We start from the raw sequence: 14,485 nt of genomic DNA on the forward strand, positions 1-14,485 counted from the left end.
CAGAGCTGCCCCCATCCTGGTTTCATGGCAGGGAGCGAGGCAAAATCGACTGGCGCCATCACATCCCTAGACGTGGTAGCTATATGCCATGAAAGCCGAGAGTGTGCAGATTTTTTGTGTAGTGAGACTAGGAGAGCCAACAAGACGCACTGGTGACGCAAATCCAGCTTGTCTAGCGTTCAGAGGATGACTGTCCACTTATGGCGTGTAACGGCCACCGGCGAGAGGCCACTTGAACAGCAAGTCCGTGACTGGCTATCACCGGGCGTCGGCAAAACTAACTGTCGGCGTGGCGAATAGGTGTCGGTTAGGCATGCGAATTGATGTCGGAACCAATGCGAATACTCAACTACGCCACCGTAATGATCAGCTTTCCCACGGCGAAGCGGACCCGCTTGTCGAATAACCTGGTCGCCGCACTGAAGTTTTGAAGCGCGCCCAGGAGGGGCTTGAAGACGGGGTACTCAGCGCCGCGAAGCTAGGATCGCCGCTGCCTCGCAGGCTCCCCGGAGATTGCCCGCGCGGTCAGCTCGGTGACATCGCGGGCTGAATGGGTAGAGGAATCAAAGACGGTCGTCATAGCCAATCTCAATTGGCAACCAATTGGCAACCAAAACGCCTATTTTCTAAAGACCACAAAAACAAGCAGGCATAAAAAAATCCAGTCACCGCTAAGTGACTGGATTTTCTAGGGTTTTTTGGTCGGGACGGAGTGATTCGAACACTCGACCCCTTGCACCCCATGCAAGTGCGCTACCGGGCTGCGCTACGCCCCGACGATGCTTCCGGGTGACCGAAAGCGGGAGGAACTATACATTAAGCTTTTGAAATAAGGCAACTTTTTCTTCGTCTTACTTCTTCAGTACGTGCAACACATCCTCGAGCTCGGCAATCATCTGTTTGATCAGCTGACGATACTGGGTGGTGTCGTCCTTGGCTTCATCACCCGAAAGGCGCTGGCGCGCTCCGCCGATGGTAAAGCCCTGATCGTACAGCAGCGCTCGAATCTGTCGGATCATCAACACGTCCTGCCGCTGATAGTAGCGGCGGTTGCCCCGCCGCTTGACCGGGTTGAGCTGTGGGAATTCCTGTTCCCAGTAACGCAGAACGTGAGGTTTGACCGCGCAGAGTTCGCTGACCTCACCGATTGTGAAGTAGCGTTTGCCGGGAATTGCCGGTAGTTCGTCGTTATGACTTGGTTCCAGCATATGCCTCGACCCTGGCTTTCAATTTTTGCCCTGGACGAAAAGTGACCACACGGCGAGCCGTGATTGGAATCTCTTCCCCTGTTTTCGGGTTACGGCCGGGTCGCTGGCGCTTGTCGCGCAAGTCGAAGTTACCGAACCCGGAAAGCTTGACCTGTTCGTTCAGCTCAAGAGCCTGGCGGATCTCTTCAAAAAACAGCTCCACCAGTTCCTTGGCTTCCCTTTTGTTCAGGCCGAGCTCTTCATACAGACGTTCCGCCATTTCAGCTTTCGTCAGAGCCCCCATACGCTACTTCCTTAACGTGGCGTTGAACCTTTGTTCGAGGCAGGTGAGGATATTTTGCGTAGTAGTACTCACCTCATCGTCATTAAGAGTGCGCGATGGATGTTGCCAGGTCAAGCCGACGGCAAGGCTTTTTCTAAGCGGATCAATACCTTTACCGTGATAGACGTCAAATAGCTTGAGGTCCGTCAGCCATTCGCCCGCTGTTTCACGGATTGCTGCCAGTACCGCCTCGGCCGGTTGCTCGCGATCGACCAGCAACGCCAGGTCACGACGCACCTCAGGGAAGCGCGACAGCTCGCTGAACGCCGGCATACGACCAGCGGCGACTTCGGCCAGCACCAGTTCGAAGAGGAATACTGGCTGATCCAGCCCCAGGGTCTTGGCCAGCTCCGGGTGCAGCGCACCGATGAAACCGACCAGGCGCCCTTCCCGCTCGATACTGGCGGTCTGACCAGGGTGCAGAGCTGGATGCTCGCCCGGCACGAAGCTGAAGGCATTGGCCGCACCGGCATAACCCAACAGCGCCTCTACATCGGCCTTCAGATCGTAGAAGTCGACGCTCTCGCGGCTGTTGGCCCAGCCTTCCGGCAGACGACTGCCACTGATCACGCCGGCCAACATGGCCTCCTGCTGCAGACCTTCCAGCTGGCCTACGAAACGCAGGCCACTCTCGAACAGGCGTACGCGCGACTGCTGACGGTTGAGGTTGTGCTGCAGCGCCTTGACCAGCCCCGGCCACAGCGACGAGCGCATGGCAGCCATGTCGGCGGAGATCGGGTTGGCCAGCTGCAGAGGCTCGACACCGGGATTGAAGAGTTCGAACAGCTTGGGATCGATGAAGCTGTAGGTGATCGCTTCCTGATAGCCACGAGCAACCAGCAGGCGACGCAGCGCAGGCAGCTCGGCACGCGCCTCGGCCTTGGCCTGCGGCGCAAGACGCGCCTGCGGATAGCGTACCGGCAGGCGGTTGTAACCGTACAAGCGACCCAGCTCTTCGATCAGGTCCACTTCCAGGCTAATGTCGAAGCGATGGCTCGGCACGCTGACCAGCCACTGGCCGGCGCCTTGGGCGGTCACGCCCAGGCCCAGCGCGCGGAGCAGGCGCTCGACCTCGGCACCGTCCATATCCATGCTCAGCATCTGGCTGACGCGCTCGGCACGCAGGGTGATCGGCGCAACATTCGGCAGATCGGCAGCGCTGGCCACTTCGATGATCGGACCGGCTTCGCCGCCAACGATCTCCAGCAGCAGCGCGGTGGCACGCTCCATGGCGCTGCGCGCCAGCTGCGAATCGACGCCACGCTCGAAACGGTGCGACGAGTCGGTGTGCAGGCCGTAGGAGCGCGCCTTACCAGCCACGGCAACGTTGTCGAAGAAGGCGCTTTCCAGGAACAGATCGCGAGTCTTGTCACTCACACCACTGTGCTCGCCGCCCATCACGCCGGCAATCGCCAGGGCGCGGCTGTGATCGGCGATCACCAGGGTGTCGGCGCGCAGGCTAACTTCCTGGCCATCGAGCAGCACCAGCTTCTCGCCCTCTTCGGCCATGCGCACGCGGACGCCGCCGTTGATCTCGGCTAGGTCGAAGGCGTGCATGGGCTGGCCCAACTCGAGCATCACGTAGTTGGTAACGTCGACGGCCGCGTCGATGCTGCGAATGTCGGAACGGCGCAGGCGCTCGACCATCCACAACGGAGTCGGCCTGGACAGGTCGACGTTGCGAATGACGCGGCCCAGGTAGCGCGGGCAGGCCTTGGGCGCCAGCACTTCCACCGGGCGCACTTCGTCATGGATCGCTGTGACCGGAGCAACCGATACCGCCGATACTGGAGCACCGTAGATGGCACCGACTTCACGAGCCAGACCCGCCAGCGACAGGCAGTCGCCGCGATTGGGAGTCAGACCGATCTCGATGCTGGCATCGTCCAGGCCCAGGTAGGCGCGGATGTCCTGACCGACCGGGGCGTCCGCCGCCAGCTCCATCAGGCCGCTGTTTTCGTCGCTGATCTGCAGTTCGGAGGCCGAGCACAGCATGCCCTGGGACTCCACACCGCGCAGCTTGGCCTTCTTGATCTTGAAGTCGCCCGGCAGCTCGGCGCCGATCATGGCGAAGGGGATCTTGATGCCGGCACGTGCATTCGGCGCGCCGCAGACGACCTGGAAGCTCTCGCTACCATTGCTCACCTGACACACGCGCAACTTGTCGGCGTCCGGGTGCTGCTCGGCGCTGAGGATCTCGCCGACCACCACGCCGCTGAAAGCGCCAGCCACCGGAATCACGGCGTCCACTTCCAGGCCGACCATCGACAGGCGGGCCACCAGCTCGTCGCGCGAGACGTCCGGGTTCACCCAGCTGCGCAGCCACTGTTCACTGAATTTCATGTTGTCTGTTCTCCTTAAACGAATTCGATTACGAGGGGCGGCTGCTAGCGAAATTGCGCCAGGAACCGCAGGTCGTTATCGAAGAACAGGCGCAAGTCATTGACGCCATAACGCAGCATGGCCAGGCGCTCGACGCCCATGCCGAAGGCGAAACCGGAGTATTTCTCGGGATCGATGCCGCTCATGCGCAGCACGTTCGGATGCACCATGCCGCAGCCCATCACTTCCAGCCAGCCGGTCTGCTTGCAGACGCGGCAGCCCTTGCCCGAGCACATCACGCACTGCATGTCGACCTCGGCCGACGGCTCGGTGAACGGGAAGAAGGAAGGACGGAAACGCACGCCCAGCGGCTTCTCGAAGAACACGCGAAGGAATTCTTCGATGGTGCCCTTGAGGTCGGCGAAGCTGATGCCCTCGTCGACCAACAGGCCTTCGACCTGGTGGAACATCGGCGAGTGGGTGATATCGGAATCGCAGCGATAGACACGGCCGGGGCAGACGATGCGGATCGGCGGCTGCTGCGATTCCATGGTGCGCACCTGTACCGGCGAGGTGTGGGTGCGCAGCAGCATGTTCGCATTGAAATAGAAGGTATCGTGCATCGCCCGCGCCGGGTGGTGGCCGGGGATGTTGAGCGCTTCGAAGTTGTGGTAGTCGTCTTCGACTTCCGGGCCCTCGGCGACACTGTAACCGATATGGGTGAAGAACTGCTCGACACGCTCGAGCGTGCGGGTCACCGGATGCAGACCACCGGAGGTCTGGCCGCGGCCTGGCAGGGTCACATCGATACGCTCGGATGCCAGCTTCTCGGCGAGCAGAGCCTGCTCAAGCACGGATTTGCGGACATTCAGGGCATCTTGCACCTGGTTCTTGGCAGTGTTGATCAAGGCACCGGCCTGCGGACGCTCTTCAGCCGACAGCTTGCCCAGAGTCTGCATCAGGGCGGTGAGCTCGCCTTTCTTGCCAAGGTACTGAACCCGGAGCTGCTCCAGGGCGTTGACATCTTCGCTTTGTTGCACGGCCTCGAGCGCTTGGGAGACCAATGCATCCAGATTTTCCATTTACAGACTCCAGATACGAAATAGGGGAAGAGCTGTTAAGGCTCTTCCCCTATCTTTGACGTTGCCACCGGGCGAACCCGGTGATTGTCGGGGGACTTAAGCCAGAACGGCCTTAGCTTTCTCGACAATCGCAGCAAACGCCGCTTTTTCGTTCACTGCCAGATCGGCCAGAACCTTGCGGTCGATTTCGATCGACGCTTTCTTCAGGCCAGCGATCAGACGGCTGTAGGACAGACCGTTGACGCGAGCACCAGCGTTGATACGAGCGATCCACAGTGCGCGGAACTGACGCTTGCGCTGACGGCGGTCACGGTAGGCGTATTGGCCAGCCTTGATTACCGCTTGCTTGGCAACGCGGAACACGCGCGAACGTGCACCGTAGTAGCCCTTGGCGAGCTTCAGGATTTTTTTGTGACGAGCACGAGCGATAACGCCACGCTTAACACGAGCCATGAGTAATTACCTCTAGATATCTTGACCGATTAACGAACGCGCAGCATGCGCTCGACTTTTGCGACGTCCGACGGACCGATCAGCGAGCTGCCACGCAGCTGGCGCTTACGCTTGGTGGACATCTTGGTCAGGATGTGGCTCTTGAAAGCGTGCTTGTGCTTGTAACCCGAAGCAGTCTTCAGGAAGCGCTTTGCAGCACCGCTCTTGGTTTTCATTTTTGGCATGTTTAGTACTCCGCATTCATTAACAACTGATAACCATCAGGCCTGCCAGTGCCCGGGAGGTTATTTACGCTTCTTGGGAGCGATGACCATCATCAGCTGGCGTCCTTCCAGCTTAGGATGCTGTTCTACGGTGCCGAGTTCGGCGAGGTCGGCTTCGACCCGCTTAAGCAGCTCCATACCCAGCTCCTGGTGGGCCATCTCACGGCCGCGGAATCGAAGCGATACCTTGGCCTTGTCCCCATCTTCAAGGAAACGTACCAGGTTGCGTAGTTTTACCTGGTAATCCCCTTCTTCCGTCCCTGGACGAAACTTGATCTCTTTGATCTGCTGCTGGTGCTGGTTCTTCTTCGCCAGAGCAGCCTGCTTTTTCTTCTCGAACAGGTGCTTGCCGTAGTCCATGATGCGGCAAACCGGTGGCACCGCGTCTGCGGAAATCTCCACCAGATCCAGCTTGGCTTCCTCGGCAGCGTTCAACGCTTCATCGATGGAAACCACACCAATCTGCTGGCCGTCCGCGCCAATCAGACGAACCTCACGTGCAGTGATGTTCTCGTTGATCGGCGCCTTGGGGGCGGCCCGCTTGTCCTGTCTCATATCACGCTTAATAGTTCTTACTCCAAATCTTGGCGACCACGCCGGGAAACCGCTTGCTGCAATTGCGCGGCGAACTGCTCGAGAGGCATTGACCCCAGGTCGACGCCTTCGCGGGTGCGCACAGCAACGGATCGTGTCTCGACTTCCCGATCTCCAATAACCAAGAGATAGGGAACCTTGAGCAAGGTATGCTCGCGGATTTTAAAGCCGATCTTTTCGTTTCTCAAGTCAACCTTGGCACGAAAACCGCTTTGATTGAGAGTTTTCTCCGCTTCGCGGGCAAAATCGGCCTGCTTGTCGGTGATATTCATGATCACCGCCTGGGTCGGCGCGAGCCAGGCCGGGAAGGAACCGGCGTAGTGCTCGATCAGCATGCCGATGAAACGCTCGAACGAACCGAGAATCGCGCGGTGCAACATGACCGGGCGCTTGCGGTTGTTGTCTTCGGCGATATAGCTGGCGTCCAGACGCTCCGGCAGGTTCGGATCGTACTGCAGCGTACCGCACTGCCAGTTGCGCCCCAGGCAGTCACGCAGGGTGAATTCGATCTTCGGACCGTAGAAGGCGCCCTCGCCCGGCTGATATTCCCAGGCCAGGCCGGACTCGTTCAGCGCATCGGCCAGCGCACCTTCGGCGCGATCCCACAGTTCTTCGGAACCCACGCGCTTGGCCGGACGAGTCGAAAGCTTCATGGCGATATCGGTGAAACCGAAGTCGGCATAGACCTGCAGGGTCAGCTTGATGAAATCGGCCGCTTCCTTCTTCACCTGATCCTCGGTGCAGAAGATGTGCGCATCGTCCTGCACGAAGCCGCGCACGCGCATGATGCCGTGCAGCGCACCGGACGGCTCGTTGCGGTGGCAGGCACCGAACTCCGCCAGACGCAGCGGCAGGTCGCGGTAGGACTTAAGGCCCTGATTGAAGATCTGCACGTGGCACGGGCAGTTCATCGGCTTGACCGCGTAATCGCGATTTTCCGAAGCCGTGGTGAACATGTTCTCGGCGTAGTTGGACCAGTGGCCGGAGCGCTCCCAGAGAATGCGATCGACCACCTGCGGGGTGCGCACTTCCACGTAGCCATTCTCACGCTGCACCTGGCGCATGTACTGCTCCAGCACCTGGTAGACGGTCCAGCCATTGGGATGCCAGAACACCATGCCCGGCGCTTCTTCCTGCAGATGGAACAGGTCGAGCTGCTTGCCGATGCGACGGTGATCGCGTTTCTCGGCCTCTTCGATGCGCTGGATATAGGCAGCCAACTGCTTCTTGTCCGCCCAGGCAGTGCCATAGACACGCTGCAGCTGCTCGTTCTTCGAGTCGCCGCGCCAGTAGGCACCGGAAATGCGGGTCAGCTTGAAGGCCTTGAGGAAACGGGTATTGGGTACGTGCGGACCGCGACACATGTCGACGTACTCTTCATGGAAGTACAGGCCCATGGCCTTTTCGTCCGGCATGTCGTCGATCAGACGCAGCTTGTATTCCTCGCCACGCGACTTGAACAGCTCGATGACCTCGGCACGCGGCGTCATCTTCTTGATGACGTCGTAGTCCTTGTCGATCAGCTCGGCCATGCGCTTCTCGATGGCCGCCATATCATCCGGAGTAAAGGGACGGTCGATGGCGATGTCGTAATAGAAGCCTTCATCGATGACCGGGCCGATCACCATCTTGGCATTCGGGTACAGCTGCTTGACCGCATGCCCAACCAGGTGAGCACAGGAGTGGCGGATGATTTCCAGCCCCTCTTCGTCCTTCGGCGTGATGATCTGCAGGGTGGCGTCGGTATCGATAACGTCGCAGGCATCGACCTGCTTGCCGTTCACCTTGCCAGCCAGGGTGGCCTTGGCCAGACCTGCACCAATGGATTGAGCGACCTCCAGCACGGATACCGGATGATCGAACGAACGCTGACTGCCGTCGGGAAGAGTAATGATGGGCATGGCGCCTCCTCTCCTAGTGGTGACCCCTACCAAAGGTCACGTGGGTTGGGATGAGCCAGGAAGCGATTCAGCGGTATACCCACCTAACGATGGCAGGAGCCCGAAGGCCAACCAGACCGAACCAGAGTCACTGGAAGTAAAGAGTGCGGATGCTTTCAGAAAGCCTGAGCCCTGACAAGCTGCCGCTTGAAACAAACACGCAAAGCCTGCTCGAAGAATTCGAGCAATAAAAAAGGGGTCGCTCAGCGACCCCTTTTTATCGATTTGGTAGGCACAATTGGACTCGAACCAACGACCCCCACCATGTCAAGGTGGTGCTCTAACCAACTGAGCTATGTGCCTTCGATGGGTGCGCATTTTACGCAGATCTTTTTGGCCGTCAACAGGTTTTTTCGCTAACTCACTGAAATAGGCCAATTTTTTATTCGAAGCAGGAACGTTGAATATTTTGCACGGGCACTAGCCGGGCATTTTCAACTCAGGTAGCATCGATTCATTCGTAAAAAATAAAGAACAGAGGTTCAATATGGCGCACACGGCATATCCACAATCCTATTACGCCGCTTCAGCCAACCCCGTCCCGCAACGCCCTGCCCTGCAAGGTGAGGTGGAAACCGATGTATGCATCATCGGTGCGGGTTACACCGGCCTGTCCACTGCACTGTTCCTGTTGGAGAACGGTTTCAAGGTGAGCATCGTCGAAGCCGCCAAGGTCGGCTTCGGTGCTTCCGGTCGCAATGGCGGGCAGATCGTCAACAGCTACAGCCGCGACATCGACGTCATCGAGCGCAGCGTCGGCCCCAAGCAGGCGCAACTGCTCGGGCAGATGGCCTTCGAGGGCGGGCGCATCATCCGCGAGCGTATCGCCAAGTACGACATTCAGTGCGACCTGAAGGACGGCGGCGTGTTCGCCGCGCTGACCAGCAAGCAGATGGGCCACCTCGAATCGCAGAAGAAGCTGTGGGAACGCTACGGCCACACCCAGCTGGAGTTGCTGGACGCCAAGCGCATCCGTGAGGTGGTGGCCACAGAGAATTACGTCGGCGGCATGCTGGACATGAGCGGTGGTCATATCCATCCGCTGAATCTGGCTCTGGGCGAGGCTGCTGCAGTGGAGTCGCTGGGCGGCGTGATCTATGAGCAATCCCCGGCCACTCGCATCGAGCGTGGCGCAAATCCGGTAGTCCATACCCCGCAAGGCCGCATCAAGGCCAAGTTCGTGGTGGTCGCAGGCAACGCCTATCTGGGCAATCTGGTACCGGAGCTGGCGTCAAAGTCGATGCCGTGCGGCACCCAGGTGATCACCACCGAGCCGCTGTCTGATGAAGTCGCTGCCAGCCTGCTGCCGCAGGACTACTGCGTCGAGGACTGCAATTACCTGCTCGACTACTACCGCCTCACGGGTGACAAGCGTCTTATCTACGGCGGTGGCGTGGTCTACGGTGCGCGGGACCCGGCCAATATCGAAGCGATCATCCGCCCAAAGATGCTCAAGACCTTCCCGCAGCTAAAGGACGTGAAGATTGACTTCGCCTGGACCGGCAACTTCCTGCTCACGTTGTCGCGCCTGCCGCAGGTCGGCCGTATCGGCGACAACATCTACTACTCGCAGGGTTGCAGTGGCCATGGTGTGACCTACACGCACCTGGCCGGCAAGGTGCTGGCCGAAGCCCTGCGCGGTCAGGCCGAACGTTTCGACGCCTTCGCCGGTCTGCCGCACTACCCCTTCCCCGGCGGGCGGATGTTCCAGGTGCCGTTCAGCGCCATCGGCGCCTGGTACTACACGCTGCGCGACAAGCTGGGCGTGTAACCCCGTCCATCACCGAAAACGGCGCCCAGAGACGTAATACCAGTTAGTTAAGCGTCGACGCTGCGAATGTGTAGGAGCGGCGCCCCGCCGCGAACCAGGGCGATGCCCGATTGAAAAGCTTCGCCCCGGGGCGGGGCTCCTACGAAAGGCCGCGTTTACAACCGTATCTGATCGGTATTACGCCCAAGGGCGCCGTTTTCGTTTGCATCACGGGCAGGCCGGCAAGGCCTGACACTGACCACCGGAGCCGCTGACTTTCGGCGGCACGGAGAACCGCGAATCTTCCGGCGCCAGGCGCTGAGCACAGGCCTGGGCCTGCTGCGCCTCGCGCGCACAACCCTGCTCGCCCAACAGCTGGGACAGATTGAACCAGCCGGCCGCGAAATCCGCCTCGCGCTTGAGGCTCTCGCGCAGCGCCTGCTCGGCGCCCTTGCGATCACCATCGGCGTAGCGACTGTTGCTCAGGGCGAACCAGGGCAACGCCTGTTCCGGCCAGGCCTCGCTGGCGCGGCGATAGGCGCGCCGCGCCGGCTGGGCATTGCCGGTTTGCTCGAGGTCGTTGGCGGCCTTCATCCATGCATGCATGTCCGCCTGCGCCGGCAGGCGCTCCGGCGGCAGGGTCAGCACCGCCCAACGGCCGCCCCGCGCCCACGTCTTGTCGAAGCTGGCGAAGCTGTCCAGTTGTCGACGCGTGGTGCCGGAGCGCAGGATCAGCGTGCGCTCGCGACGGTCGTAGCCGACCACCACTGCGAAATGCCACTGCGGATAGAAGTCGAATGCCAGGTTCTGCAGCACCAGCACCGGGTTGCCGGCGGCCACTTCTGCCAGTACGGCGTCCAGCCGCGGTTGCAGCGGGTAGACCAGCATTTCGTGATTGCGCGCGGCGGCGACCATCTCGACCTGCAGGCTGCCTTCGCGGCTGGGAATGTAGACCTTGTCCTTCAGCGCACCGGGCGTGGTCAGCACACCGCGCTGGTTGAGCATGGTGGCCAAGGCCGCCGGCCCGCACTGGTAGGCGGCCTGGGGAAAGAAGGGAACGTCGGTGAGTTCGACCCGTTCAGGCAAACGCTCGGCCTCCGGTGACAACACCGGAGACCGAGCGCAGGCTGTGAGTAGAACGATGGAAGCGATACAGCAGAAGCGAATCAGCGATTTATGCATTTGACGAAATTGAAGATGTTGGTGGCGCACAGCATATCAGTGATGATGAAGATCACCAGAAACAACACGATGATGCCGACCACGCCGGCGCCTGCAGGCGCCTGATCCAGCTGCTGATTGAACTGCGCCAGTTCGGCCGGGGTCAGGCTGGCGATACGCGACTCCACCTGATCACGCTCGACGCCCATGGCGACCAGCTTCTCCTTCACCTGCTCGTCATCGAGCATGGCCATCAGTTGCTGCTGATCCACCTTGTGCTGCTGCTCGGCGATCACTTCGTGAGTGCCGATCATCGCGGCATTGGCGGCGGGAATCTGTACCACCAGAAGCAGATGGAACAGCGCGGTGATGGCCGCCAGGCGGCGCATAACGGGGTTCATGGTAATTGTCATTATGGTTATCTCCTGAGGGACGAGGTAGCCAATAGACAGCACCAAAATCTCGCAGGTTCACTCCGTCGCTCTGCCGCCGCTCACGTCTCAGCCAAAAGCTGGCTGAGCACCGCACGCAACTTGCCCGGTTTGACCGGCTTGTTCAGCAGGGGCACGCCGAGCGCCTGCAGCTCGCGCCGACAGGCATCGCTGCGATCTGCACTGATGATCAGTGCCGGAATCGGCCTGGCAAACTCATCACGCAACTGCTGAATCACCTGGCAACCGAGCACGCCATGGTCGAGGTGATAATCCGCCAGGATCACCTCCGGCGCCTTGCCCTGCAGACGCTGCCGGGCTTCTTCCAAATCGACCGCCGTAACCACCTCGCAGCCCCACTGACCGAGTAGCGCCTGCATGCTGAGCAGGATGTCCACCTCGTTGTCGACCACCAGCAGGCGCCGCCCAGGCAGAGGATTGCCAAGCGCCGGCTGCGCCGCGTGCACCTGCCGCTGCGGCAGCGTCTCGGCCAGGGGTACGCGAATGCTGAACAGCGAACCGCGCCCCGGCTGCGAACGCACCTCTATCGGGTAACCAAGCATGCGCGCGATACGCTCGACGATGGCCAGGCCCAGGCCAACCCCCTTGCGCTCGGCGGCGCGACCGACGTCCAGCTGGTTGAATTCGAGAAAGATCTTGTCCAGTTGATCGGCCGGGATGCCGCGTCCGCTGTCCCATACCTGCAGCTCGACGAAGGCCCCTCGGCGCCGCGCGCCAAGCAGCACACCACCGCGCTCGGTGTAGCGGCAGGCGTTACTGAGGAAATTGCGCAGGATACGTGTGAGCAGGCGAAAGTCGGTGCGTAACGCGCAGTCGGCGATATGCACACGCAGACGCAGGCCACTGGAACTGGCGACGCTGTCGAACTCCGATGCCAGCGGCGCCAGCAGCTCTTCCAGGCGATAGACGTCGATATCCGGCTTGATCGCAGCCTGATCCAGCTTGGAGATATCCAGCAGATCCGCCAGCAAATCCTCGGCGCCCTCCAGCGCCAGATGGCTGCGCTCCACCAGATTGTGCTCGGCGCTCGGCAGCTCGCGTTCACGCAAGGTAGAAATCAGCAAACGCGCGGCATTGAGCGGCTGCAGCAGGTCGTGGCTGGCCGCGGCCAGGTACTTGTCCTTGCTGCGGTTGGCTGCCTCGGCAGCGTCGCGCGCCTCGCGCAAGGCCAGTTCGATGCGCTCGCGTTCCTCGATCTGCCGTTGCAGGTTGCGGTTGGACTCGAGCAGCTCGAAGGTGCGAGCGGCGACGCGGCGCTCCAGTTCGTCATTGAGCTGCTGCAGGCGTTTCTGCGCCTGCTTGCGCTCGGTGATGTCGGCGACGAAGCCCTCGAAGACGCCATCGCCCTCAGGCTTGAGCAGCAAATTCATCAGCACGTCGATGGTGCTGCCATCGCGCCGGCGCAGGCGCGTTTCGTAGCCGAGCAGCGCCTGCCCCTGGCTCAGGCGCTCACGAATCAGCGTCAGCTCATCGAAGCCGCCAACGAACAGGTGCCGGGCCAGGTCGTCCGGTGCCCAGAGCACCTGCTGCGGATCGTCATAACCAAGCATGCGCGCCATCGCCGGATTGGCCGCCAGCACGCCGTCCTGCAGGCTGGCCTGGATGATGCCGTGTACTGCGTGCTCGAACAGCCACTTGTAGCGGTTGCGCTCGGTTTCCAGCTCTTCCAGGCGCGCCAGCAGCTCGGGATAGTGACTCTTGCGCGCCGACTGGCTACCGAGACCGAGCAGCCCGGCCAGCGCTTCGTCAGAGCGCCTCGCCATAGACCACCTCGACGTCGCGCTGGGTCGATTCGCGCGGGTTGGTGAGGATGCAAGGGTCGTCCATGGCATGACTGGACAAGAACGGAATGTCCGAAGTGCCGACGCCATGCAAACCGAGGGTTTCACTGAAGCCAACGGCATGTTTGAAGGCGATCAGATGCTCGACCAGACGCTGACGAATCTGTGCGTGATTCAGGCCGCGACAGTCGATGCCGAGGGTTTCGGCGATGACCTTGAAACGCTCCGGCGCCGCGCTGTAGTTGAACGCCACGACATGCTCGACCAGCACCGCATTGCACAGACCATGCGGCAGATCGAGGAAGCCGCCGAGGCTGTGGCTCATGGCATGCACCGCGCCGAGGATCGCGTTGGAGAAGGCCAGGCCGGCCTGCATGCTGCCGAGCATGATCTTCTCGCGCAGAGCGATATCGCCTGGGTTGGCGATCATCTGCACCAGGTTGCCATTGATCAGGCGCATGGCTTCCAGCGCGTGCGGGTCGGTCAGCGGGCCGTGGCCGGTGGAAACGAACGCCTCGATGGCATGCACCATCGCATCGATGCCGGTGCAGGCCGAGAGGAACGGATCCATGCTCAGCGTGGTTTCCGGGTCGATCAGAGACACGTCCGGCACCACCGCCTTGCTGACGATGGAGAACTTCATCCGCTCCTGCTGATTGGAGATGATCACGAACTGCGAGACATCGGCTGAAGTGCCGGCAGTGGTCGGAATCAGGATCAGCGGCGGGCTGGGCACGCGAATGGTGTCCACACCTTCGAATTCGAGAATGCTGCGACCATGGGCAACGACGATGCCGATGCCCTTGGCGCAGTCCATCGGGCTGCCGCCACCGACCGCAACGATGACGTTGCAGCCTTCGCTGCGATACAGCTCGGCGCCTTCCATCACCTCTTCCACACGCGGGTTGGGTGAGACCCTGGTGTACAGGCAGTAGGCGATGCCCTGAGCCTGGAGGCTGGCTTCGACGTCACCGGCCCAACCAGCAGCGACCACACCGGGATCGGAGACGATCAGCACCTTGCGCGCGCCGAAGGTCTTGGCGTAATTGCCGACGTTATGCCGGGAGCCGGCGCCAAAGATGATTTCCGGCGATACGAACTTACGCAGCTGACTCAAATCATGGCTCATACAACGGCCTGGATCTTGTTGTTATGGA

The 14,485-nt window shown here is 60.8% G+C and carries 13 protein-coding genes and 2 tRNA genes; 1 reads left to right on the forward strand and 14 read right to left on the reverse strand.

What is annotated here, in order from left to right:
- Positions 1 to 699: 699 nt before the first annotated feature.
- The 10 genes from BLS61_RS10495 to BLS61_RS10540 all read right to left on the reverse strand — a co-directional run bounded on the left by BLS61_RS10495 (position 700) and on the right by BLS61_RS10540 (position 8,487).
- A tRNA-Pro gene (locus BLS61_RS10495) sits at positions 700 to 776 on the reverse strand.
- Between the two features lie 75 nt (positions 777 to 851).
- Entirely contained in the window at positions 852 to 1,208 is a 357-nt protein-coding gene (locus tag BLS61_RS10500; RefSeq protein ID WP_013716019.1) for a MerR family transcriptional regulator, read from the reverse strand.
- On the reverse strand, positions 1,189 to 1,491 hold the full coding sequence (gene ihfA / locus BLS61_RS10505) for an integration host factor subunit alpha (RefSeq protein WP_003243414.1): 303 nt from the start codon (positions 1,489 to 1,491) through the stop codon (positions 1,189 to 1,191). The genes BLS61_RS10500 and ihfA overlap by 20 nt, the downstream gene beginning before the upstream one ends.
- A 3-nt stretch (positions 1,492 to 1,494) precedes the next feature.
- Positions 1,495 to 3,873 carry a phenylalanine--tRNA ligase subunit beta gene (pheT, locus tag BLS61_RS10510; protein WP_090430566.1) on the reverse strand — a complete coding sequence of 793 codons (2,379 nt, stop codon included), beginning with the start codon at positions 3,871 to 3,873 and terminating at the stop codon, positions 1,495 to 1,497.
- Positions 3,874 to 3,917: 44 nt separating this feature from the next.
- Complete coding sequence (gene pheS, locus BLS61_RS10515; protein ID WP_090430569.1) at positions 3,918 to 4,934, reverse strand: phenylalanine--tRNA ligase subunit alpha; 1,017 nt, start codon at positions 4,932 to 4,934, stop codon at positions 3,918 to 3,920.
- A 96-nt stretch (positions 4,935 to 5,030) separates the two neighbouring features.
- Positions 5,031 to 5,387, reverse strand: a complete 357-nt coding sequence (gene rplT / locus BLS61_RS10520; RefSeq protein ID WP_003243409.1) for a 50S ribosomal protein L20 — start codon at positions 5,385 to 5,387, stop codon at positions 5,031 to 5,033.
- Positions 5,388 to 5,416: 29 nt separating this feature from the next.
- Positions 5,417 to 5,611 (reverse strand): 50S ribosomal protein L35, encoded by a 195-nt coding sequence (rpmI, locus tag BLS61_RS10525; protein ID WP_003243407.1) that lies wholly within the window; start codon positions 5,609 to 5,611, stop codon positions 5,417 to 5,419.
- Positions 5,612 to 5,671: 60 nt separating this feature from the next.
- Positions 5,672 to 6,205 (reverse strand): translation initiation factor IF-3, encoded by a 534-nt coding sequence (gene infC / locus BLS61_RS10530; protein ID WP_090430571.1) that lies wholly within the window; start codon positions 6,203 to 6,205, stop codon positions 5,672 to 5,674.
- Positions 6,206 to 6,222: 17 nt separating this feature from the next.
- On the reverse strand, positions 6,223 to 8,145 hold the full coding sequence (thrS, locus tag BLS61_RS10535) for a threonine--tRNA ligase (RefSeq protein ID WP_090430573.1): 1,923 nt from the start codon (positions 8,143 to 8,145) through the stop codon (positions 6,223 to 6,225).
- A 265-nt stretch (positions 8,146 to 8,410) separates the two neighbouring features.
- Positions 8,411 to 8,487: transfer RNA gene (locus BLS61_RS10540), tRNA-Val, on the reverse strand.
- Positions 8,488 to 8,671: 184 nt separating this feature from the next.
- Between BLS61_RS10540 and BLS61_RS10545 the strand changes: the two genes are divergently transcribed.
- Positions 8,672 to 9,955 (forward strand): NAD(P)/FAD-dependent oxidoreductase, encoded by a 1,284-nt coding sequence (locus BLS61_RS10545; RefSeq protein ID WP_090430575.1) that lies wholly within the window; start codon positions 8,672 to 8,674, stop codon positions 9,953 to 9,955.
- Between the two features lie 207 nt (positions 9,956 to 10,162).
- On the opposite strand, the gene BLS61_RS10550 is transcribed toward BLS61_RS10545, so the two are convergent.
- The 4 genes from BLS61_RS10550 to ercA all read right to left on the reverse strand — a co-directional run bounded on the left by BLS61_RS10550 (position 10,163) and on the right by ercA (position 14,457).
- The gene (locus BLS61_RS10550) at positions 10,163 to 11,116 is read right to left on the reverse strand and encodes a PA2778 family cysteine peptidase (protein WP_244157935.1); all 954 of its coding nucleotides are present in this window, start codon (positions 11,114 to 11,116) and stop codon (positions 10,163 to 10,165) included.
- Positions 11,101 to 11,508, reverse strand: coding sequence for a PA2779 family protein (locus BLS61_RS10555; protein ID WP_090430579.1), 408 nt, complete (start codon positions 11,506 to 11,508; stop codon positions 11,101 to 11,103). The genes BLS61_RS10550 and BLS61_RS10555 overlap by 16 nt, the downstream gene beginning before the upstream one ends.
- 80 nt (positions 11,509 to 11,588) lie before the next feature.
- Complete coding sequence (locus BLS61_RS10560) at positions 11,589 to 13,310, reverse strand: hybrid sensor histidine kinase/response regulator (protein WP_090430581.1); 1,722 nt, start codon at positions 13,308 to 13,310, stop codon at positions 11,589 to 11,591.
- Positions 13,294 to 14,457 carry an alcohol dehydrogenase-like regulatory protein ErcA gene (gene ercA, locus BLS61_RS10565; RefSeq protein ID WP_090430583.1) on the reverse strand — a complete coding sequence of 388 codons (1,164 nt, stop codon included), beginning with the start codon at positions 14,455 to 14,457 and terminating at the stop codon, positions 13,294 to 13,296. The genes BLS61_RS10560 and ercA overlap by 17 nt, the downstream gene beginning before the upstream one ends.
- Between the last annotated feature and the right edge of the window lie 28 nt (positions 14,458 to 14,485).

The sequence above is a fragment of the Ectopseudomonas guguanensis genome (assembly GCF_900104265.1).
Lineage (GTDB): Bacteria > Pseudomonadota > Gammaproteobacteria > Pseudomonadales > Pseudomonadaceae > Aquipseudomonas > Aquipseudomonas guguanensis.